Below are 21,862 nucleotides of genomic sequence, written 5' to 3'. Positions count from 1 at the left end.
GTAAAATTTCACAACTCAGGATACTGTACCATTTAGGATATGAAAAAAAAATCGGACTGGTTCCTCAAATTGCTTGCGGAGCTATGCCCCTCATTAACCGAAAATAGGGATTTAGACACCCATTTTCATAGCTGAAAATAGAAAACACCAGGAACGGACTTCGTTCCTGGTGTTGGTGGCCGCTCTCTTACAGATTGTGCCAAGTGTTATCCGACTTCAAGCACACGCGTTGAACGGGATTCGTGCCGTCGATTGTCGCAACTTTAATGCAGCTGGACAAACCGGTTTCGAAACTGATCATTTCATGATTGGTTACTTCAGGTTTTGCGTAACGTTTCTTCTCCAAAATACTCACCTCCTATGATTCTCTCTATTTCAGATACGCTGTGTATCCTAGGTGGATTATATACGCTTCGTATCCTCGTTGTCTAGACCTACATTTTAAAATTTTTCTAATCGTTATTTGGTAGCGATACCAACGCCCGTCTTTAGAGGAATTTACAAAAAACTGCGCTTTTTCATGACAACCTTAACAAAAAAAGTGGTTGACAAGATACATATTGTATCATAGAGTAAGGATATAAACCCGATACATTGTGTATCTTTTCATGTTCTTTCCTTAGGATTTAGTCATTATCTCAAGTGCGGAGGTTAGTATGGAACCCAAAGAACTCGTGCGAGTGCTTAAAAAACGTTCATGGATTGTTCTTCTAGTAGTTATTATCGCGACGATCACGACGGCCGTGTACAACCAGTACAATTATCACCCTATTTACCAAGCCTCGACAAAAGTTATCGTCAATAAAACCGTCGAATTGGAGGAGTTGGGCAATAAGCAAATGGATCTGGGTTCGATGGCCTATAGTATCCGATTAATAGACACCTATAAGGAAATAATCAGGACTCCTGCCGTTATGGGAAAGGTGGTTCAACGATATCCGGACTTGAATCTAACGACAGCGGAGTTAAGCCAGATTATCAATGTTCAATCCATTAACAACACGCAGGTCATGACGATCAGCGTCAGGGATTTCTCATACGAACGAGCGATGAACGTGGTGAATGCGGTCACGGCGGTCTTCCAGACCGAGATTCCGGAAATTATGAAGGTGAACAATATTGAGATCTTGCACACGGCCGAAATGAAAGAGCGTCCGGTGCCGATCAATCAGAAATCCAATATGTACGTGTTTATCAGCGCGTTTGTTGCTTTGGTGTTTGCGCTCGGAGTCGTGCTCCTTCTGGAGTTCTTGGATGATACGCTGAAGTCAGAGCAAGACGTAGCCCAGGTGATGGGGCTGGAGATGCTGGCAGCGGTGCCGGTCATGAAGAAAAATCAGATGAAGTCGTTGAAGCAGGCCAGACCGCGCAGCCAAGGAGGGGAAATCGCCTATGCGACAGTCGAAAACTAGAGAAGAACAGCAGGGTCTTCCGGAGGCCTATGTCGAGCTAAGGGTGAATATCGATTTCAAATCTTCGTCGGATCCGGCCATCCGGACCGTAGCCGTCACATCGGCGGGACGAGGGGAAGGAAGGACGACAACGGCTGTCAACTTGGCGAGCGCCTATGCCCAGTCGGGCAAAAGGACGATCCTTGTCGATGCCGATGTTCGAAATCCCGGCGTTCATACGTTTTATGGGGAGCCCAATGCGCGCGGTTTGACGAATGTACTGAACAAGTCGAGCGAGCTGTCCGAGGTTTTATCAGCTTCCGACATGAGGAATTTGTCCCTGCTCTTTGCGGGAACGGGCGCCTCTCAAATCTCAGATCTGCTCTCCTCGCAGGAGATGGATGAGCTGCTTGCAAGGCTGAAGCAGGAATTCGATATGGTCGTGGTTGATGCGCCTCCGGTTATCGGACATATCGATTCGAAAATTATTAGCGCCAAATGCGACGGGGTTGTCTTCGTCGTGCAGCAAGGCAAGGTGAAGCGTGCGTTGGCCAAGCGATCCAAAGAAGAGTTGGAGCGTGTCAAGGCCAATTTATTGGGTGTGCTCATGAATAAGGATAAGACGGTATCGGTCTAAATAGAAGAGGCCCGGGCCGCAAGTCCCTTGTGTCCCGGAAATCGAACAGATTGACGAAAAAACGCATTCCTGCTGTCGCGGGAACAGGTAATGCCTACTGTACCTTTATCACTGTAGGCACTCGGCCATGCTGTGGGTGGAAACGCCTTAGACATCAATTGTCAAGGGTGTGGCGTGAGGAGGGGTTCGATGCCCCGATATTTTCATATAAGATTTATAGAAATTCTACTTATGCCGTTTTGCTGCGGCCATGTTTGCCGCATGTTAAATAAAATGGCAGGCGGACAAAGACGGCATAGTTAGTTTTTTTAGCGAAGATGTTGTACTGCGAAAACCCGGCCGACTGTTGCGCGTTCCTTCATCTAAGAGTAACGGTTTTCGTTTTTGTATATATCATACCTATCCTATATGACATGGAGGAATTAGTGATGAAGAAAGTAAGAAAAGCAATCATCCCGGCAGCGGGACTCGGAACCAGATTCCTTCCTGCCACTAAGGCGATGCCCAAGGAAATGCTTCCTATCATCGACAAGCCTACCATCCAATATATCGTCGAAGAGGCGGTAGCATCGGGAATCGAGGATATTATCATCGTAACCGGTAAAGGGAAACGCGCGATTGAGGATCACTTCGATCACGCCTTTGAGCTTGAAAGCAATTTGGCAGAGAAGGGCAAGCTGAAGCTGCTCGAAGAAGTGCAGCGTTCATCCCGGGTGGATATTCATTACATTCGGCAGAAGGAACCGAAGGGTCTCGGGCATGCCGTATGGTGCGCAAGGCGCTTTATCGGCGATGAGCCGTTCGCCGTACTGCTTGGCGACGATATTGTAATGAGCGACAAGGAGCCTTGCCTGAAGCAGTTGATCGATCAGTACGATAAGACGGGCTCGTCGGTCATCGGCGTACAGCCGGTATCCGATCAAGAGACGCAGCGTTACGGAATTATCGATCCGGTCAGCAAGGCCGGCGACCTGTACGAGGTCAAGTCGTTTGTGGAGAAGCCGGCGCTGGGGACGGCGCCGTCGAATCTGGCTATTATGGGCCGCTACGTGCTGACGCCGGAAATTTTCCCTTTCCTGGATCTGCAGCTGGAGGGAGCCGGAGGAGAAATTCAGCTGACGGATGCGATTCAAAAGCTGAACGAGGCGCAACGCGTATTCGCCTACCACTTTGCGGGCAAGCGATATGATGTCGGCGAGAAATTGGGCTTTATTCTGACAACGCTGGAGTTTGCGATGCGCAATCCTGAGCTTCGCACCCCGCTGCTCCATGCAATGGGACAAATTGTCGAAGAAAGCACCCTGCCGCAGGCTATCGGCTAGAGGAGGCGCAACCTACGATGTCGGACACCAATAAAGCGGAAGCATTGAGCCCGCGGCACTACTATAAGGAAAGCAGTATTCATGCGAACACTGAACAGCGCAAATTATATTTGTGGGCCAAACGCACGATGGACGTTGTCGGATCGCTCGCGGGACTGCTCCTGCTGCTGCCGGTGTTTGCTGTCATCTCGGTATTGATCAAGCTCGAGGACCCGAAAGGGTCCATTTTCTTTAGGCAAATGCGGGTTGGAAAAAACGGCAAGCCGTTCGCCATGTACAAGTTCAGATCGATGGTATGGAATGCCGAGTCGCTGCTCAAAGACCTGCTTGACAAAAACGAAGTACAGGGCGCCATGTTCAAAATGAAAAACGATCCCCGGATCACGAAGGTCGGGCGTATCCTGCGTATCACAAGCCTGGATGAGCTTCCACAGCTGTGGAATGTATTGAAGGGCGAGATGAGCTTGGTCGGGCCTCGTCCGCCTCTGCAGCGCGAGGTCGATCAATATACCGGCTATGACAAGCAGCGTCTGCTGGTCGTACCGGGGTGCACAGGGCTGTGGCAGGTCAGCGGCCGCAACGGTCTTTCTTTCGAGCAGATGGTCGAGCTGGATTTGTATTATATCCGCAACCAAAGCCTGTGGTTTGACGTGAAGCTGATTTTCAGAACGGTGTGGATCATGTTCTTCCCGAAAAACTCGTACTAAATATACAATTATAAGCCTGGTAAGGAGATATTGATGATGAACGTAAGTGTCATTGGAACGGGGTACGTTGGACTGACGACAGGCATTTCGCTGGCCTTCCTCGGCCACCGGGTTACCTGCGTTGATATCGACGAGCGAAAGATCGACGGGCTGAAGGCCGGACTGATGCCGATCTATGAGCCGGGTCTTGAGGAGCTGCTGAAGGAGTCGGAGGAGCGGATCAGCTTCACGACCTCTATCGAATTGGCAGTATCCGAAGCCGAGGTGCTCATTTTTGCCGTCGGCACGCCGGCGAACGAAGACGGATCGCCTAATCTAGCTTATTTGTACGGAGCGGCCGATGACGTCATCTCTCATCTGATCGGTAAGGAGACGCCGACCGTTCTGGTCAATAAAAGCACGGTTCCTGTCGGTACGGCCGACTTCATCGCCGACAAGATCAAGGCTTTCGGCCTGCAGGAGCGGGTTAGCATCGCTTCGAATCCTGAGTTCCTGCGCCAGGGACGCGCCGTTCCGGATACGCTGTATCCGGAGCGTATCGTCGTGGGGGGAGAAGAGGAAGCGATAACGACTCTGCGTGAGATGTACGAGGGCTTGACGAATCAAAGCTTCCAGGCGCCGACGTTCGCGCCAAGGCCGGATGGCCTGAAGGCCGTACCCTTCCTGGCTGTGGACCTGCGCAGCGCGGAGCTGGCCAAGTATGCAGCCAATGCGTTTCTGGCGATGAAGATCAGCTTCATTAACGAAATTGCCAATGTGTGCGATGCGGTGGGTGCGGACGTCAGGCGGGTAGCCGATATTATCGGGACCGATGCGCGAATCGGCAAAGCCTTCCTGCATGCGGGCATCGGGTACGGAGGGAGCTGCTTTCCGAAGGATACGCGCGCTCTCCACCATATTGCGGACACCAATGGATATGACTTCAAGCTGCTGGCAGCCGTTATCGAAGTAAACGGGGCCCAGAAGTTCAAGCTGATCGAGAAAGCGAGAGCAAGTCTCGGAACGCTCTATGGAAAAAAAATCACGGTGCTCGGCTTGACGTTCAAGCCGGGAACAGACGATATTCGCGAGGCGCCAAGCCTGCCGATTATCGAGGCTCTCATTCGTGAGGGTGCCGAGGTGCGGGTTCATGATCCGATCGCCCTGGATAAAACCCGGCAGCTTCTGCCATCCGAGGTTCTGCCTTGCGAAAGCGTGCAAGAAGCGCTGCTGGGCGCGGATGCCGCGCTGCTGGTAACGGAATGGCCCGAGTATGCGGAGATCGGTGCGGACAATCTGAAGGCTTGGATGGCCCGGCCGATCTGGATCGACGGGCGCAATGCCTTTGTGGACCGTTACGGGCAAGAGATGGAATATACGGGCGTGGGGATCAGGGGCGGTGCAAGCCGCGAGCCGGTTCACGTTCATCCGTAAGGTGGAGAGATGACGATGAAAATCATGGCGATCAGCCATCCTTGCGTTACTGATGTGAATCAGCAATTTTATGCGGAGCTGGAGGCACTCGGTCATACGGTTCAATTGATCGTGCCTTCCAATTTCCGTACGACCTATTCAGCGGATGCTGTTGAAGTATCCAGATGGCCTGACTTTGCCGGAACGATCGAGCAGCGCAAGGTCGGACTTTCCCGCAGCATTCCGCTCCATTACTATCAATCCAACCTCCGTCCCTCGATCGCAGGGTTCCGTCCCGATGTGCTGTTCGTGGAAGAGGAGCCTTACTCCGCCAGCGCCTGGCAGGCTTTCTACGCTTCCAGAGACATTCCGATGAAGCGAGTCGTCTATTCCGCGCAGAATATACTCAAACAATATCCTTTGCCGTTCCGCTGGATGGAACAATATGTCCTGGCCCGTACGGACCTTGCTGCCGTCGTCAGCCGGGATGTAGGGGCGGTGCTGCGCAAGAAGAACTATTCAGGCGGTCTGCTGCCCTTCCCGCTCGGGGTCGATACGGGGCAATTCAAGCCGATGCGCGAAGAGGGCCGGCAGCTGCGGCAGGAGCTGAATATAGAGAACCGGTTTGTCGTAGGCTATGTCGGCCGATTTGTCGAGGAGAAGGGCATTCGATATTTGCTTGAGGCCGTGGAGAAGCTGGCCGGGCAGCCGGTGTGCTTCCTCTTCGTGGGCAAAGGCGAGCTGCAGGAGGAAATCCGAAGCGCCCAGACCCGTTATCCGGAACATATCCGGATTCTCGATTCGGTCAAGCATAACGATGTTCACCGGTGGATGAACACGATGGATATCCTGGCGCTGCCGTCGCTAACCATGCCCAATTGGAAAGAACAGTTCGGCCGGGTCATTGTGGAGGCTATGGCTTGCGGCGTTCCCGTCCTGGGGAGCGATAGCGGCGAAATTCCCGTGCTGATCCGGGAGACCGGCGGCGGCTGGGTCGTGCCGGAGCGCAACGCGGAAGAGCTGGCCGGCATGATCCGGTCCCTGATGGAGCATCCGGAAGAGCGGGATCGCCGGGCGGAGATCGGGCTGGCTGCGGTCAGCAGCAGCTACAGCAAGAAGGGCCTTGCCAAGGCGTTCGAGCAGGCATTAGTGGAAGGACGGCCGGGTGAGCTGTCCGGGAAGGCGGCACGATGACGACAAGAAAAAAAATCGTAGTCGTCGCTCATGATGTGGGCGGCGGCGGCGGTATGGAGCGTCACCTTGAGGAAGTGATCATGCGCTTGAAGCGGGATGCGGACGTGACGGTGGTTGCCGCTTCTATGAAGCTGGCCGATCCTTCGGGCGTCCGGTTTATCCGGATTCCGGTCATGGCAAAGCCTGTACCGCTCAAGATGATCGTGTTCGCTATAATGGCTACTCTGCGTTTGTTGTTCATCAAACGCGATATTCTGCATACGACAGGAGCGATTGTGGCGAATCGGGCGGATGTCTCGACGGTGCACTTTTGCCACGCCGGCTATGTGGCGGCTACGGGGAATACCCGCTCCAAGCTGAACCGCTCCTTGCTTCGCAGGTGGAATAGCTCGTTTGCTTCATTCCTTGCCCTGAGCATGGAAAGACTGATTTACAAGCCGAAGCGCACCCGGCGGCTGATCGCGGTATCAAGCCGCGTGCGCCAAGAGCTGTTAACTTCGTTTCCTTATGACGGGGATGAGGTTGATGTAGTGCCCAATGGCGTCGATACGAATTGCTTCAGGCCGTTCGCCGAAGAAGAGAAGCGTGCGCTTCGAAGGAAGCACGGCTTGCCGGAGCAAGGCGACTTCGCATTGTTTATGGGCGGCGATTGGCCGCTGAAGGGATTGGATTTTGTCATCGATGCTTTTAACCGGACAGCGGCTGAGTTTCCCAATCTGCATCTGATCGTTGTCGGAAAGGGAGATAAGGAGGCGTACTTGCCCAAGATCGCAGAGTCGGCCCGGAAGCGTGTCGTCTTCGCCGGTAAACGGCCGAACCCCGAGGAATGGTTTGGCCTCAGCGATCTTTTTATTTTCCCTTCCAGCTACGAAACCTTCTCGCTTGTCGTGCATGAAGCGGCGGCGGCCGGGCTGGTCGTGCTGTCGACTCGCGTAGGCGGCGTTGAGGATCTGATCGAGGATGGGGTAAACGGGTATTGGATCGAACGCGATGGCGGGCTCATCGCAGAGCGAATCCGCAGCATATTGGCCGATCCGGCCAAGCAGCTCGCTATAAGGGAACAGGCGAGGCAGAGGGTATCCTCCTTAACCTGGGATCATACGTACAGCCTGATGAACGAGATTTATCGCAATATGCACGAACATCGACACGGAAGTAGGGGCTTCGAAATTGAGCGTACTCATCCATAGAATCCAAGATCACCGCGTGCTCAAATGGACGCTGGTGCTGTTGTCAGTCATCTTCGGCGGATATTTACTCGGGAAGTGGTCTCTGGAGCCCGGCAAAATCCGCTTGCTGATTTTTCTCGGGCTGCTGCTGCTTGCCCTTCCGCTTGCGGTTCGAAATCCAAGAGTGCTGATGTTTAGCTTACTGGTCTACTTGCCGTTTCTCGGATTTTTCCGCCGGATGCTGATTCCCGTATCGGGATGGAGTTCTTATGATCCGCTGGTTATTTTCGCTCCGGTCGTGATCTTGATGATGGGCTTCTTCTGGATGTACCGTACTTATATCGGTCGGCAAGGCATTCCAAAGGAAGACGATACGTACCTGTTCAAGCTCGTACGCTGGATGATCATCATCGACTTGATTCAGGTGGTCAACCCGCTGCAAGGCAGCATTCTTACCGGGTTCGGCGGCATTATGTTCTATGTGGTGCCTCTCTTCTGGATGGTGCTCAGCCGGCTGTATATGACAGAGGTTTGGCTGAAGCGCATCTATGGAACCATATGCGGGATTGCCGTCATCGCAAGCTTATACGGCTTGAAGCAGATTACATACGGGTTCGCTCAATTCGAGCGGATATGGATCGAAATTGCGGGATACGCAGCGCTAATTATCGGCGATGGATCAAGGGCGTTCTCGTTTTTCACCAATGCGGCCGAGTATACGTCGTTTCTGGTCGTTTCCGTGGTCATCCTATGGGTTTATCTGCTGCGGGGCCATGTGGTCCAGAGGCTCTGCGCGGTGCTGATCCTGCCCTTGCTCCTCTATAGCATCTTTATGCAATCCAGTCGTACGCCGGTGTTTCTGACAGCTCTGGCGCTCGCGGTCGTCACCGTTGTGCATGCCAAGACAACGGCAGGCCGGCTGCTGTCCCTGCTTATTATGGCTGGCGTGCTGATGGCTGCTTTTATGGGGATCAGCCGCATCGAAAGCAGCAACGAGCTGATTGCCCATCAGGTGAACGGTCTAGCGAATCCGCTGGATGAGGAGCATTCCACAGCCGGGATTCACGCGGCCATGTTTGTCAATGGCATGATTAAGGGGGTCATGAACCCCATCGGCCACGGTCTTGGCTCCACAACGCTGGCAGGGGCCAAGCTCTCCGACTCGGGAGACAGCTCCGAGGTAGATTTAAGCAATATGATGATCTCAACCGGCATTCTGGGCGGTTTGGTGTATGGGTTGATTTTGCTGGAGACACTGCGCAGAGCCTTCAAGATGGCACACAGCCAGACGACGGTCCTCATCATATTAGGTATTTTGATAGCAACGATCGGTGCTTGGTCGAATGGAGGGAACTATTCGGTGTGCGCTCTTATTTGGCTCAGTATCGGGTTTTTGGATAAATTGACGCTTACTCAGGGAGGAAATCGGCAGACATGAGAAAAAAACGGCAGAAACAGACGCATCTTACCCGTCATGGTATGACGGCAGTGGTCGCAGTCGGAGTCAGCTTCAGCCTGATTACGGGCTGCACGAATATGCTGGGGTCCACTGCAGCCACGGCTGTCAATGAACAACAAACGAAGGCCGTGAAGGTTGCCAAGCTGCAGAAAATCAAACTGGGCGAGCCTCCTGAGCTGACAGCGGAAATTATCTCCTCAGTACAAATCGAGCTATTCGCTAAAGCAAAGGGGGAAGTGACGGAAGTATTCAAAAAGCGCGGCGACTCGGTTCAGGAGGGCGAGGTGATTGCCAAGCTATTCTCCCAGGACGCAAGCTACGAGCGCAGCAAGGCGGCCATGAACGTCCAGAATGCGATCGAAGCGATTAACTCGGCCAAGAAGGAACGCGAGATTACCAAGACGGGCCTGCAGAACTCGATATTGAAAGCGGAGCAAGCCTTGGTTGATCTGACGCGCAATACCAATAAATTGAAAAATGACTACGATGCCGGACGCATCAATAAAACTCCTGTGCAGGAAGCCGAAGTGAAGCTGAAAAACGCCCAGCTGGATCTGGACCTGCTGAGACAGCAGTTAAAGTCCTTGAACAGTCAAGACAACTTGTCTGCGTTGAATCTCCAGCTGCAGGACGCCCAGATGGCTGTGGAAAAGCTGGATGCGGCCATGGGCAACATGGAAATCAAGGCCCCCACTTCGGGCATCTTAACCGAACAAACACTGGAGAAGGGCATGCTTGCGGATGGCAGCAAACGAATTGGCGTCATTCAAAAGATGGATCCGGTCAAAATCAAAGCCTTTATTCCGGAAGCCTACGTCAAAGCGGTAAGAGAGAAGACGGAGATGACCTTCAACGTTCCGGGAACAACGGATAAAGTGAAGGGACAAGTCACGTATCTATCTCCCGTTATCGACGCCCAATCCAAGGGGTATGAATTGAATCTGGAGGCGTCGAACGAAGCCTTGAAGCTGATGCCGGGCACGAAAACCCGGGTACAGCTGCTGGATGAACAGCAGCAAATCGCTCTTGCGATCCCGGTATCCAGCATTGTCCGGAAGGCGGAGGATACCTTCGTATTCGTGCTGAATGGAGATACGGTGGAGCGCCGCCGGGTTGAGCTGGGCCGCATGAGCCAGGATGAGCTGAACCAGGAAGTGCTCGTCGGAGTGAAGGAAGGCGAACAGCTCGTCATCTCCGGTCAAAATCATCTCAACGACAAGGATAAGGTACAACTGACCCCCTAAGCCCAGACAAACTACAAAGTGAGGTATCTATCTGTGAACAAGACTTGGAAGAGAAGCATGACTGTATGGATGTTGTCTGCCGCCCTATGTGTTCCGACTGCGACTATGGTATCCGCAGCCGAGGCTGAACCCGCTGCGCCTGCCGCACCGGTCGCTGCGCCTGTTGCTGTCTCTTATAACCTGACCGATGCGATCAAGGCCGAGATCAAGAGCGTGCTTAACGAAAACGCGGGAAGCGAGACGAGAATCGGCGTGGTGGTAAGGCTCCATAATACGTCGGACCGGATGCGGCGGGTGCCTGATTACGAACTGCGCATGCAGACGGCCGATGGCACGCACTATACGCTTCGTCCGAGTGCGGCGAATACAACCTCTATTCAGTCGCAGGAGAAAGTAGAGCTCAGCTACTTGATCACGATCGAGCGCAGCGACAATGTGGTATTGTCGTCGCTCAACTGGATCGAGATCGATGAATTCGAGTATCCGCAAAAGGAAAAGACGGTGCTGAGCATTCCGCTTGAAGGCTTGCAGTGGAAGGGAGAGGGCTCGGTTATCCCCGAAAGCGCGCTGATCAAGCCGTGGACCGAAGCCTTCACGCTGCCCGTATTCTCGTCTTCGATCGAATATACGCCGGTAAGCCTGTTCTACCAGAATCAGCCGGAGGGTCCGGTAGCGTTCGTCACGCTGCTTGCTGAAAACAAAGGCAAGAAAAAAGAAGCGATTCCGCTGCTCCAGCTGGATGGTCAAGCGGAGAGCGGCTGGTTCAAGGGTCAGAAGCAGGAGGCCTCGGCCGGCACGCTGGAGCCGGGCGCTAAGCAATATGTGTATTTCGCCATCCCGGTGGACAATGAGGTTGAGCTGAATCGGCTCGTCGTATTGACGCCGGAAAGCTTCGTCCATGCGGATAAAACAAGCATCGACTACACCATCGGCAGAATGGTCATCGACCTGCAGGACGTCAGCGGCAAGAAGCACGATATCCAGAAGGTACAGGCGTACCAGCCTGGCGCTGCGATTACGTTCGATCCGCTCAATAAACTGATCCGCCAAGGGATCGATATTTCGCTGGTCGAGCTGCACATGCACGGAGCGGAAGGCGACGGCTATCAGACTGTTGTCGCCAAGTTCAAGCTGCGCAATAAGCTGGAGGGTCCTGTCGCGCTTCCGGAATTCCAGGCGGAGCTGCGCACGAAGGACGGCTACAGCTATCTGGGAACACGCCAGGCGACGGTCGATCAGAATCTGATCTCCAACCTTGGATATGTGGTCAGCTATTCCTTCAACGTACCGAGCAAGGAGCAGGGCGATGACCTGGTCATGAATATCCTGGACAGCAAGACGGCCGCGCCTTACTATGTGCCGATCGCTTCCTTCCAGACGAAGACTCAGGAGCAGACGGACGATGATGTCATGCGCTTCTATCCGTTCAACGTGAAGCTGGCGGACTGGAGAGTCGCTCCGCTTTACAATGCGGGTACGTACAGCTACAAAATGAACATGACGCTGGATATTAGCCGCGAGGATAATATCGTAGTCAACCAGAACTTCTCCAAGATGAAGGTGGAGCTGGAGGATCAGCTCGGCCGTACGCTCGGGTCGGAGACGTTGTCCTTCACCGGAACGAAGCGTCTGGTCAGCGCGCAGCAAAGCTTTACGTTCAACGACCTGTATACCGATCAGATTGAGACCCCGCTCGTAGTCAAAATTTACGAATCGATCGACACGCCGCTGGGCGAAGCCAAACGGCTTGTGAAAACACTAAATCAAAGGTAGGCACGCATGAAGCGCTTATTTCTCTCAAGTCTTTCCATTAATGTACTGGTCATCGTGATCAATCTGGTAACGGGCATCATCAGCGCCCGTTATCTCGGTCCGGAAGGACGCGGAGAATTGGCCACCGCCACCCGCTGGAGTATGCTGCTGACGATGCTCTTTACGCTCGGTTTGCCCGGAGCCGTCATCTTTCTGGGCAAAAAGAATCCGGACCGGCAGCGCGAGTTTTTTGGAGTCTATCTCGTGCTGGGCGTCAGTATGGGGCTGATCGCCCTGGTCGTCGGTGAAACGATGCTGCCGGTGCTGCTTTCGGGGCATGCCGAGCATGTAGTCCGATTCGCCCAAATCTCGATGCTGGCTGTCCCGTTCGGCCTTCTGGCCGACGGGCTGATCGGGACTTTACAGACGCTCAATATGTTCAAGAGGGTACTGGCGCTCCGCATTTTGAATCCGGTCGGGGTGCTGCTCGTGATTACCGGGCTCCTGATCTTTGACCTTTATACGGTGCGGAATTTCATCATAGGCAGTCTGACCTGGTCTTTTCTGTTATTCCTGATGACCTTCACATGGGTATACACCAGTGTGCGGCCTAAGGTGACCCGGGTTTGGCAAACGGGCAAGGAGCTCTTTAACAAAGGCATTCAGATTTATTCGGTCGGGCTAGTCTCGGCCTTCGGGGGTAACCTGGACCAGCTGATCATCTCCCTGTTCCTAACGACCTATATGCTCGGGTTATACACGGTTTCATCGAGTATAGCCTCCATGCTGCCTTCCATCATCACCGGTGCTTTGGGCACCTTTTTATTTCCCAAGCTGATGGACCTGGCGCTGAACAACCGTCAGAAGCAGGTGGAACGCATGCATGGCACTTTGTTCTACGCCACGCTGCTGATGGCTGGAGCAGCTGCCTGCGTCATTCCGTTCGCCATTCCGCTTGTCTATGGGGCGGAGTTTAAGGAGTCCGTGCTTATGGGGCAAGTGCTTCTGATCTGCACGCCGATTAATATTGCTTACTCGGTACTGACCAACTATGTCTCTACGGAGGGCAAGTTCCATTATGTGTCATTGTCGGAAATCCTGGGCCTTGCTTCGGGGGTGGGGATGACACTGCTGCTGGTTCAGCCGCTTCAGGGCGTAGGAGCGGCGCTGGGGGTCGTGACCATGGCTCTTGTGAAATGGAGCTTCATGGTTCATAGATGCACCCGGATGGGGCTCTCCTTCCGCAGTCTCTTGTACGTGTATCCCGATTCGTTCCGGGCGTTGTTCCGTACGCTGCTCCAGGCTGGCCAGCGTATCGGCCGAAGAGCTTCCAAGCCGGTCCGCGTGGCGGGAGAGACGGAAGGAAAGGTGTAGGGGTATGAAAAAAGTACTGGTTTTGACCAAATATTATCATCCAATCCGCAACGGACTATCGGATCATACGGTTTTTATGGAGCAGCTGCTCCGAGAAGGCAGCTACAAGGTGTCCGTTATCTGCGAGGAAGCGGGAAGCGGCCGCCTGGAGGAAGAGGGCGGCGCAGACCGCGCTTCGGTGCATGTGTACCGGGGATATCCGGAGCTGTTCCGGGTATTCAACCGGGTATGCCGGGCGGAGAGGCCGGATGTCGTCTTGTTCCAGTATGTCCCGCATATGTGGGGACAAGGGGGAGTCGCTCCCGTCGCTTCGCTGCTTCCGTTATGGATAGGGCTGCGCTACCGGGTTCCCGTTATCGCCTACCTGCATGAGCTTTTCGTGGATTGGAGCCGAAAGCCCAAAGGATTCGTGCTTGCCTTATGCCACCGCTTGCAGCTCGCCATGATCGGCGCATCCAGCCGTTCCCTCATCATTACGAATAACAAGCGGGAGCGGCTTCTGAAGCGGGGGCCCTGGACGCATAAGGTGCACCGGATCCCGGCAGGCAATGTCAGCGGCCGGAAGGAAGACCATCTGCGCAAGCCTCACTATACTTACCCGTATATCACATGGTTCGGCACCATTTCGGAGCTGCAGCGGCTGGATCAGCTCGTACTGGCCTTCGCGAGGCTCGCGGCGGAACAGCCGGAGATCCGGCTCGTGCTGATCGGAGGCTTCGATACGGCTTCCCCTCGGATGGAGGCACTGCGCAAGCTCGCAGCAGCTCACGGGATCGAGGATCGGCTTGTAATCCGCGGCTTTGTAGACGATGACGAATTGAGCGATACGCTGCACGGAAGCTTGGCCAACGTGTATGTGGAAGCAAGCGGCCCGTCCGGAAGGCGGGGGATCGTAGCGGCCTATCTGCGAAGCGGCCGGCCGATTATCGCGATTAACGGCTCCGAGACGGATGCGGACTTCCGGCATCGGGAGAATGCTTATCTGGTCCCCGACCAGGATGTGTCTGCCTTATCGGAGGCCATGTCCCGCGTATGCGCGGACAACGGATTGCGCCGAAGTCTGGAGCAAGGCGCTAAACAGCTTTACATGGAGTCGTATTCCGACAAGGCTATTTTACATAAGCTTACACAGGTGATAGAAGGCGTGTAGAAATCCGGTGAGTACGGGCGCTGCGGCGACCATTTGCTGAAAATGGTCCCTCCGCGATGTATTCATCGGACTTCGAATCTCGGAAAAAGGAAGGAGAACGGTGGATCGTGAGCAACGTATGGCTAGGCTGCAGCGCCGGACTTGGCAGCGGCGGGCTCGGAGGTCATCTCGACTTTGTGTACCGGGCCGCACTGGAAGGCGGGGTTAACCCTCACGTGTATTGCCGGGAGGCGCCCGCCCGTGCAGGATTTACAAGCATTTCCTCTCCCGGGTGGCAGCGTTACATCAAGTATACGCCGCTGAGATGGAAGCCGTCGGCCCATGTGTATATGGGAGCCGTACAATTTGATAAGGCGGTCGCGGCTGCCATGCCGGGTACTCAGGCAGTCTACCATTCGTTTCCGGCGTTTGCCGAGGAAAGCTTCCAGCGCGTTCGACTCAACGGCGGAGTGAATGTGCTGGAGGCGGCTACGACGCATGTCAGTGAGTTGTATGAGTCGACGATGCAGGAGCATCGGAAATTCCGGATGAGCGGGGAGCCATTCTCCAAGCCCTGGGTGAACCGGGTATTGCGCGAATACGAGCTGGCCGACTATATCACGGTAGCCTCTAGGCTGCAGTGGGAAACCTTTGTCCGGCACGGCGTTTCGGAGAAAAAGCTGCTTTTCGCGCCCCTAGGCGTCGATACGACCCGCTTCTCGCCGGTAGAGCATCAACCGAGCAGGCGAATCCGGAAGGAGGGCGAGCCTTTCCGCATCATTGCGGTCGGGCAAGTATCGCTGCTCAAGGGCTTTCCCTATTTGCTGGAAGCGGTGAAGTCCCTGAACGATCCGGAGCTGGAGATTACCTTGTTCGGAGGCGTGGGCTGGAGAGGAATCCGCAAGCTTGTGGACGAGTACAGGCAGCGGGGGCTGAACATTAGGATCGGGGTCGGAGACCCCCTGCCTGCGCTTCGTGAGTCCCATTTGTGCGTCCATGCTTCCGTCTCCGACGGCTTCGGGCTGGCTCCGCTTGAGGCGATGGCGACCGGACTTCCCGTCATCGTGACCGAGGGCACGGGCATGAAGGATGTCATTGATAACGGGAGAAACGGATTTGTCGTGCCTAGAAGGGATGCCGTGCAGCTGGCCGGGAGGCTGGCCGAGCTGAAGGCGGATCAGTCCTTGCGTATCGCTATGGGGCAGGCAGCTCGCGAAACCGCCCTGGGCTATGAAGTAACGAATAAAGTGGCCGAGTACGCCAGCCTTCTGTCGCCTGTATGGGGACAGTCGAAATCATCATAGGGAGAGTGTCGTATATGGCGGCAGTTACTGTCGTTATGCCAACCTATAATCGGGCGCGCTACTTGCGTCTTGCGATCGAGAGCGTGCTTGCTCAGACGTATGGTGATTTTGAGCTGCTGGTGCTGGATGACGGAAGTACAGACCGCACCCAGAAGCTGGTTGAAAGGTATGAGGATCCGCGGATCCGGTATTTTCGCCACCGGGTGCGGCTAGGCATGGCATCGAACTGGAATTTCGGAGTTGAGCACAGTCGGGGGAGATATATCGCCTTTCTTCATGATGACGATGAATGGGAGCCCGGGTTTTTGAACGCAATGGTACAGGCGCTTGACTGCGAACCGGAAGCTTCCGTAGCCTTTACCGACCACTGGCTGATGGATAAGGACGGGAACGTGCTTGTCGAGGAAAGCCACGTCAACAGCAGGGTTTGGGGCAGGGAAAAACTGAAGCCCGGTTTGCATCAACCGTTCGGTGACTTGGCTCTTGTGGTCAGACCGATACATATTGTAGCGATGATGTTTCGGAAAAGCGTTCTGTCCTCGCTGCAGGGAGGCCTGGAGAGCGGCAGCGTCATCGATTATTGGATGGTGGTTCAGCTTGCTCTGGGGGGGCGGGGAGCTTATTACGTGCCTGAGCGATTAAGCCGCTACCGGATACACCCTGGCTCGGAAACGTCGACTGGGCGTCTTCGTACCTGCCCGGGCTACATCTGGATGTACCGACAGCTGCTGCAGGATCCGGCATATGCCTCGCATCGTCCGTTTTTGCACCGGAAGCTGGCCGGCAGCTATGTCAGCTACGGCTCGGCACTGCTGGAAGCGAAGCGGTACAAGGAATCCAGGAGGGCATTCGCTCAGGCCTGCTCGCTTGAGCGGACCAATAAGAAGGCAATCGGCGGCTTGCTGCTTACTTATTTTCCGGAATCCTTTTATTATATAGCCCGGCGATTGAAGCAAAGCCGGATGGGGGTTTCCTAATGCGTATTGCTCATTATTGCTACGGTTATTTCCGGGAGGGCGGCATTCAGACTTATGTCCGCACGATCTCCCGAGCACAGGCCGAGCAGGGACATGAAATCTTTTTATTCGATTATTTGACGCCGGAGATGCCGCGCAAACCCTATGAGGAGCCCTTTGGCGCCTATCATGGCTTTTCGGCTCCGCGCGACATCATCTCCTTATGCGAACGGCTGGGTATCGATGTGCTGCACCTGCATGATTATTTTCCCGTCTCGCTGTCCGACGTGCAGGCACTCGGCACCCTGGTGGTCCGAACGATTCATAATCACGGCCTGCATTGCCCAAGCGGCAGCAAGTTTTTCAAAAACGGGGAGAAGGTTTGCGAGCGCGGCTTCAGCTATATGGGCTGCCTTTGGGGCCATATGGTAAATCAATGCGGCAGCAGACGGCCCAATAAAATACTGGAAAACTTCCAGAGCTTGTTCACGGAGAAAAAAGTAATGGCGGATATTCCGATCCTGGCGGTTAGCGATTATTTGCGGAGCCAAGTGATCGACGCCGGCTTTGCCCCGGAGGCGGTCCGGACGCTGCATCTGCCGATGCAGGGCAAGAGCGATGCGCCTCCGCTGCCCTTACAGCAGGAAGGTCCGCCGCGGTTCGTATTTCTGGGACGGATTACTCGCTTAAAGGGATTGGAATGGCTGATACGCGCTATGGCGCTGACGGACACGGAGATTTGCCTCGATGTGGCAGGCGAAGGCTATGACCTTCCCCGACTTAAGACGCTGAGCGAGAGCCTGGGTTTATCAGGCCGGGTCGTTTTTCACGGCTGGCTCACCAGCGAAGAGTCGAGCCGCCTGATCCGTGGAAGCCGGGCGGTGATCGCCCCTTCCCTCTGGCCAGAGCCGGCCGGCTTTACGCCGTTTGAGGCGATGGCTCAAAGCCGAGCGGTGATCGCGAGCCGCATCGGCGGGCTGCAGGAGTCCGTCCAGCATGGAAGCAACGGGCTGCTCGTTGAAGTCAATGACACGGCTGCGCTGGCCGAAGCGATACAAGCCCTCGCGGCGGATGCGGCTTTGGCAGAGTCGATGGGGATGACGGGATATCGCTTGGTGAAGACCCGCCATAGTCTGGAGCAGCATGTCCAACAATTGCTGGAGTTTTATCAAGAGCATGCCGCCCGCCGGACTGGCATGAGAGTAAGTCGTGATAAAGGCGCTTAGCGGGCGGGACGATTAGTCGCGATAAGCCATCATATATAAGGAAGTTGAGGAGCCATGAATATCTTAGCAACGGGAATGGGTTGGATCGAGCATACGCCGGGCGGGTTGAACCGCTACTTTGCCGATTACTTGAAAGCGATGAGTGATTACGGTCATGAGGTGAAGGGCTTGATGACCGCCAGCGGAGAGAGCACGACGGCTCCGGGTTATATGGAGGATGTGATCCGCGAGCAAGCTCCGGTCGGCACACTCACCAGATCACGTGCCTTCAGACAGGCGTTTGCCGCAGAGATGAGGCGCAAGCGCCCCGATGTTTATAATCCGCATTTTGCTCTGTACGCCTCGCTGATCACCCGCAATCTGGTGCCGGACGGGGTCCCGATCGTGACGCATTTTCACGGTCCCTGGGCGCAGGAGGGCATGGTCGAGGATCGGGGCCAGAAGCTGGCTCAGAAGATCCGGTACCAGCTCAAGAAAAATGTCGAGCTGCTCTCTTACCGGCGCTCTGATCATTTCATCGTGCTGAGCCGCTATTTCCGCGATATTCTGGCTCATGATTACGGCATGGATGCCAGGCGTATCCACGTCATACCCGGAGCCGTGGACACAGGACGGTTTAAACCTGCAGCCGATCGTCGTCTGATCCGCGAGGAGCTCGGTCTGAGAGAGGACCAGCCGGTGCTGTTCTGCGCCCGGCGCCTGGTCCCGAGGATGGGGATCGACCATTTGATCCGGGCGATGGTACGAGTGAAGCGGGAAGTGCCCGATGCCGTGCTCTATATTGCAGGCAGCGGCGCGATGGGCAAGCAGCTGGAGCAGCTCGCTTCCGAGCTTCAACTGGAAGGGACGGTTCACTTTCTTGGGCGCGTCTCCAATGAAGACCTCGTACGCTGGTATCAAGCGGCCGATCTCAGTATCGTGCCCACTCTTACGCTGGAAGGATTCGGTCTCGTAACCGTGGAGGCCATGGCCTGCGGGACGCCGGTCATCGGCACCCCGTATGGCGGGACGAAGGAGATCCTGGACGGACTGTCTAAGGAGCTGCTGTTCGCCGACAGTACGCCGGAGGCTATGGCCGAGAAGCTCTGCTCCGTCCTGCAAGGACGCACCGCCATTCCTTCCCGGCTGGAATGCCTGGATTATGTTCAGCGTCATTATACATGGGACCGTGTGGCCAGTGCCGTAACGCAAGTGTTTGAGCAGGCAAGCGAATTAGGGAAGGGGCAAGCGATTCGATGAATATAGCGTTCTATAACCATACGAGCGTGGTCAGCGGAGCAGAGATCAGCTTGCTGTTGACGGCTGCGCATCTGAAGGACTCCCATGCGATTCTGTTCGCGCCCGAGGGAGAGCTGACCGAGCGTGCCGAGACGATGGGGATTCAGGTTGTCCGGATTCCCGGCTATCGGGCACGCTTGTCCAAGAACCCGCTGAGGCTGTTTAAGGATATGATCGGCATGCTGTGGGCCGGTCATGCCTTTGCAAGGGCGCTGAAGGCTCATCGGATCGATCTCGTCCACGCTAATTCGCTGCGTGCGGGCCTTATGGCGGCACTGTTCGTCTGGCTGCACCGGAAGCCTCTCGTCTGGCATGTCCGGGACAATCCGCCCCAAGGGATGTTCGGCCGGGCTATCGGGCTTGTGGCAAGGCGAACGACCGCAGCCTTGATCTGCATCTCCGAGGCGGTGAAGCAGGGCTTCCAGGGGAGCCGGCTGGCGGACCGTCTGCATCTCATTCATAACGGCGTAGCGTTGAAGGAGTTCGATGAAGCTGCCAAGAAAGAGCACCGCCGGCGTATCCGCGAAGAGCTGAACACGCCGCAGGAAGCTCCGGTACTGGCCATTATCGGGCAAATTGCTCCATGGAAGCGTCAGGAGGACGCGATCCATGCGCTGAAGCATTTGCGTAAAAGCGGACATCAGGCCCAGCTCTGGATTGTTGGCGAAGCGAAATTCCGCCAGGAGAACAAGGATTACTGGGACTACCTGCACAAGCTGGCAGACGAATTCGAGCTGGCGCCCTATATCAAGTTCACAGGCTTCCGCGAGGATGTCATGGAGATCTGCAGTGCGGCCGATCTGCTGCTGCTGTGCTCGGATCAAGAGCCCTTCGGCCGCGTGCTGATCGAAGCGATGTCCCAGTCGATCCCCGTGGTCGGAACGAATGCGGGAGGCGTGCCCGAGATCGTGGTGCATGATTCCTGCGGCCTGCTCTATCCGGTCGGTGACGTCAACGCCTTGACGCTGCATGTGAATAAGCTGCTGCAGTCGCCTGCTTTGCGGATTTCGATGGGGCGTCGCGCTGCGGCAAGGGTGAGGGAGAATTTCACGATACAGGATACGGCGCGGAAGGTAGAGGCGCTGTACGAGAAAATCGTTCCCGGCCGCCAAGGTCAAACCGCCGGCAGCGCCGAAGCCGCCTACGTTCTCGAGACAGGCGGGGGGAAGGAGTTTTCTCGATGAAGCCTTTGAAGGTAGCGATCGTACATGATTACTTGAATCAGATGGGGGGAGCGGAGCGGGTTGTGGCGGTCTTCCACAAGATGTTCCCCGATGCCCCTATCTATACGACCATTGCGGACCGGGGCATCCTGCTCAAAGAGCTGCAGGACGCGGATATCCGGACCACCTGGATGCAGCGCATCCCTGGTGTGCTGCAGAGGTTTAAACAGTTTTTCTGGCTATACCCCTTCGCTGTCCAATCGATGGATCTGAGGGAGTATGATCTGGTGCTCAGCTCAAGCAGCGCGTATGCCAAAGGCGTCCCCATCTCGGGAAAAACCGTACATATCTGCTACTGCCATACGCCGATGCGCTTTGCGTGGGATTTCGCCACTTACATGGAAGGCATGAAGGTGCCCGCTCCGGTCAAATGGCTGGCAAGCCATACCGTCAAGCTGCTGAAGCAATGGGACATTCGCTCGACCCGCCGCGTCCATCACCTGATTGCCAATTCCTCGGTCGTGCAGCAGCGGATCGAATCCTGCTACGACAGACAGGCGGTCAAAATTTATCCGCCGGTCGATATAGAGCGGTATGAGATGAACCCTGAGCCGGCGGGCGATTACTTCCTGGTCGTATCCCGGCTCGTTTCCTATAAAAAAATCGATCTCGCGGTTCAAGCCTGCAGCCGACTCGGCAAGAAGCTGGTAGTGATCGGAGGCGGACCCGATCTGGAACGGCTTCGGTCGCTGGCCGGCGACAGCGTTCAATTCACCGGACGTCTTCCCGACGAAGAGGTCGTCCGGTATATGAGAAACTGCCGGGCCTTTCTGTTCCCGGGGCTGGAGGATTTCGGCATTACGCCGCTTGAAGCCAATGCCTGCGGCCGTCCGGTTATCGCTTACCGCGGAGGCGGCGCGCTGGATACCGTTATACCAGGCGTCAATGGCTGCTATTTTGCAGAGCAGACCGTCGATTCGCTGGCAGCCGCTTTAGAAGAGTTCGAGCTGATGAGCTGGAATCCGCTGCGAATTCGGCAGCACGCCGAGAAGTTCAGCGAGCAGCGCTTCAAGGAAGAACTGCTGGCGCTGGTTGAACGACATATGCAAAGAGACTCCGATGCGTATCCTTACGTCGCTGTAACTAAAACCTAATTCTTAAATCC

Annotated in this window: 19 protein-coding genes; 18 read left to right on the top strand and 1 reads right to left on the bottom strand. The window is 55.2% G+C overall.

Annotated elements, in window-relative coordinates; genetic code table 11:
* Positions 1-187 precede the first annotated feature (187 nt).
* Entirely contained in the window at positions 188-346 is a 159-nt protein-coding gene (locus GSF01_RS07750) for a hypothetical protein (protein WP_159882579.1), read from the bottom strand.
* 310 nt (positions 347-656) lie between these two features.
* On the opposite strand from GSF01_RS07750, the gene GSF01_RS07745 reads away from it, so the two are divergent.
* From GSF01_RS07745 to GSF01_RS07660, 18 genes are all read left to right on the top strand, one after another.
* Positions 657-1,412, top strand: a complete 756-nt coding sequence (locus GSF01_RS07745; protein WP_159882577.1) for a YveK family protein — start codon at positions 657-659, stop codon at positions 1,410-1,412.
* Positions 1,393-2,028 (top strand): CpsD/CapB family tyrosine-protein kinase, encoded by a 636-nt coding sequence (locus GSF01_RS07740; protein ID WP_159882575.1) that lies wholly within the window; start codon positions 1,393-1,395, stop codon positions 2,026-2,028. Before GSF01_RS07745 ends, GSF01_RS07740 begins: the two co-directional genes overlap by 20 nt.
* Before the next feature lie 428 nt (positions 2,029-2,456).
* Positions 2,457-3,350, top strand: a complete 894-nt coding sequence (gene galU / locus GSF01_RS07735; protein WP_159882573.1) for a UTP--glucose-1-phosphate uridylyltransferase GalU — start codon at positions 2,457-2,459, stop codon at positions 3,348-3,350.
* Positions 3,351-3,367: 17 nt separating this feature from the next.
* Entirely contained in the window at positions 3,368-4,057 is a 690-nt protein-coding gene (locus GSF01_RS07730) for a sugar transferase (protein ID WP_159882571.1), read from the top strand.
* Between the two features lie 33 nt (positions 4,058-4,090).
* Complete coding sequence (locus GSF01_RS07725; protein ID WP_235941343.1) at positions 4,091-5,470, top strand: UDP-glucose dehydrogenase family protein; 1,380 nt, start codon at positions 4,091-4,093, stop codon at positions 5,468-5,470.
* A gap of 15 nt (positions 5,471-5,485) precedes the next feature.
* Positions 5,486-6,643, top strand: a complete 1,158-nt coding sequence (locus tag GSF01_RS07720; RefSeq protein WP_159882569.1) for a glycosyltransferase — start codon at positions 5,486-5,488, stop codon at positions 6,641-6,643.
* On the top strand, positions 6,640-7,833 hold the full coding sequence (locus GSF01_RS07715; RefSeq protein ID WP_159882567.1) for a glycosyltransferase family 4 protein: 1,194 nt from the start codon (positions 6,640-6,642) through the stop codon (positions 7,831-7,833). The genes GSF01_RS07720 and GSF01_RS07715 overlap by 4 nt, the downstream gene beginning before the upstream one ends.
* Positions 7,814-9,250, top strand: a complete 1,437-nt coding sequence (locus GSF01_RS07710) for a hypothetical protein (RefSeq protein ID WP_159882565.1) — start codon at positions 7,814-7,816, stop codon at positions 9,248-9,250. Before GSF01_RS07715 ends, GSF01_RS07710 begins: the two co-directional genes overlap by 20 nt.
* The gene (locus GSF01_RS07705; RefSeq protein ID WP_159882563.1) at positions 9,247-10,515 is read left to right on the top strand and encodes an efflux RND transporter periplasmic adaptor subunit; all 1,269 of its coding nucleotides are present in this window, start codon (positions 9,247-9,249) and stop codon (positions 10,513-10,515) included. The genes GSF01_RS07710 and GSF01_RS07705 overlap by 4 nt, the downstream gene beginning before the upstream one ends.
* Before the next feature lie 57 nt (positions 10,516-10,572).
* Positions 10,573-12,288: a hypothetical protein gene (locus tag GSF01_RS07700; protein WP_159882561.1), complete on the top strand. Its 1,716-nt coding sequence runs from the start codon at positions 10,573-10,575 to the stop codon at positions 12,286-12,288.
* 6 nt (positions 12,289-12,294) lie between these two features.
* The gene (locus GSF01_RS07695; protein ID WP_159882559.1) at positions 12,295-13,641 is read left to right on the top strand and encodes an oligosaccharide flippase family protein; all 1,347 of its coding nucleotides are present in this window, start codon (positions 12,295-12,297) and stop codon (positions 13,639-13,641) included.
* A 4-nt stretch (positions 13,642-13,645) separates the two neighbouring features.
* Entirely contained in the window at positions 13,646-14,791 is a 1,146-nt protein-coding gene (locus GSF01_RS07690) for a glycosyltransferase (protein WP_159882557.1), read from the top strand.
* 107 nt (positions 14,792-14,898) lie between these two features.
* Positions 14,899-16,074 carry a glycosyltransferase family 4 protein gene (locus GSF01_RS07685; protein ID WP_159882555.1) on the top strand — a complete coding sequence of 392 codons (1,176 nt, stop codon included), beginning with the start codon at positions 14,899-14,901 and terminating at the stop codon, positions 16,072-16,074.
* 14 nt (positions 16,075-16,088) lie between these two features.
* Positions 16,089-17,051 carry a glycosyltransferase family 2 protein gene (locus tag GSF01_RS07680; RefSeq protein ID WP_159882553.1) on the top strand — a complete coding sequence of 321 codons (963 nt, stop codon included), beginning with the start codon at positions 16,089-16,091 and terminating at the stop codon, positions 17,049-17,051.
* Positions 17,051-18,256 (top strand): glycosyltransferase family 4 protein, encoded by a 1,206-nt coding sequence (locus GSF01_RS07675; protein ID WP_159882551.1) that lies wholly within the window; start codon positions 17,051-17,053, stop codon positions 18,254-18,256. The genes GSF01_RS07680 and GSF01_RS07675 overlap by 1 nt, the downstream gene beginning before the upstream one ends.
* Before the next feature lie 54 nt (positions 18,257-18,310).
* The gene (locus GSF01_RS07670) at positions 18,311-19,495 is read left to right on the top strand and encodes a glycosyltransferase family 4 protein (protein WP_159882549.1); all 1,185 of its coding nucleotides are present in this window, start codon (positions 18,311-18,313) and stop codon (positions 19,493-19,495) included.
* The gene (locus GSF01_RS07665; RefSeq protein WP_159882547.1) at positions 19,492-20,718 is read left to right on the top strand and encodes a glycosyltransferase family 4 protein; all 1,227 of its coding nucleotides are present in this window, start codon (positions 19,492-19,494) and stop codon (positions 20,716-20,718) included. Before GSF01_RS07670 ends, GSF01_RS07665 begins: the two co-directional genes overlap by 4 nt.
* Complete coding sequence (locus GSF01_RS07660; RefSeq protein WP_235941342.1) at positions 20,715-21,851, top strand: glycosyltransferase; 1,137 nt, start codon at positions 20,715-20,717, stop codon at positions 21,849-21,851. The genes GSF01_RS07665 and GSF01_RS07660 overlap by 4 nt, the downstream gene beginning before the upstream one ends.
* The last annotated feature ends 11 nt before the right edge of the window (positions 21,852-21,862 follow it).

The organism is Paenibacillus puerhi, from assembly GCF_009846885.1.
Classification (GTDB): domain Bacteria; phylum Bacillota; class Bacilli; order Paenibacillales; family NBRC-103111; genus Paenibacillus_G; species Paenibacillus_G puerhi.
Note: the sequence above shows the minus strand (reverse complement) of the source record. Positions and strands in the feature narration are given on the sequence as shown.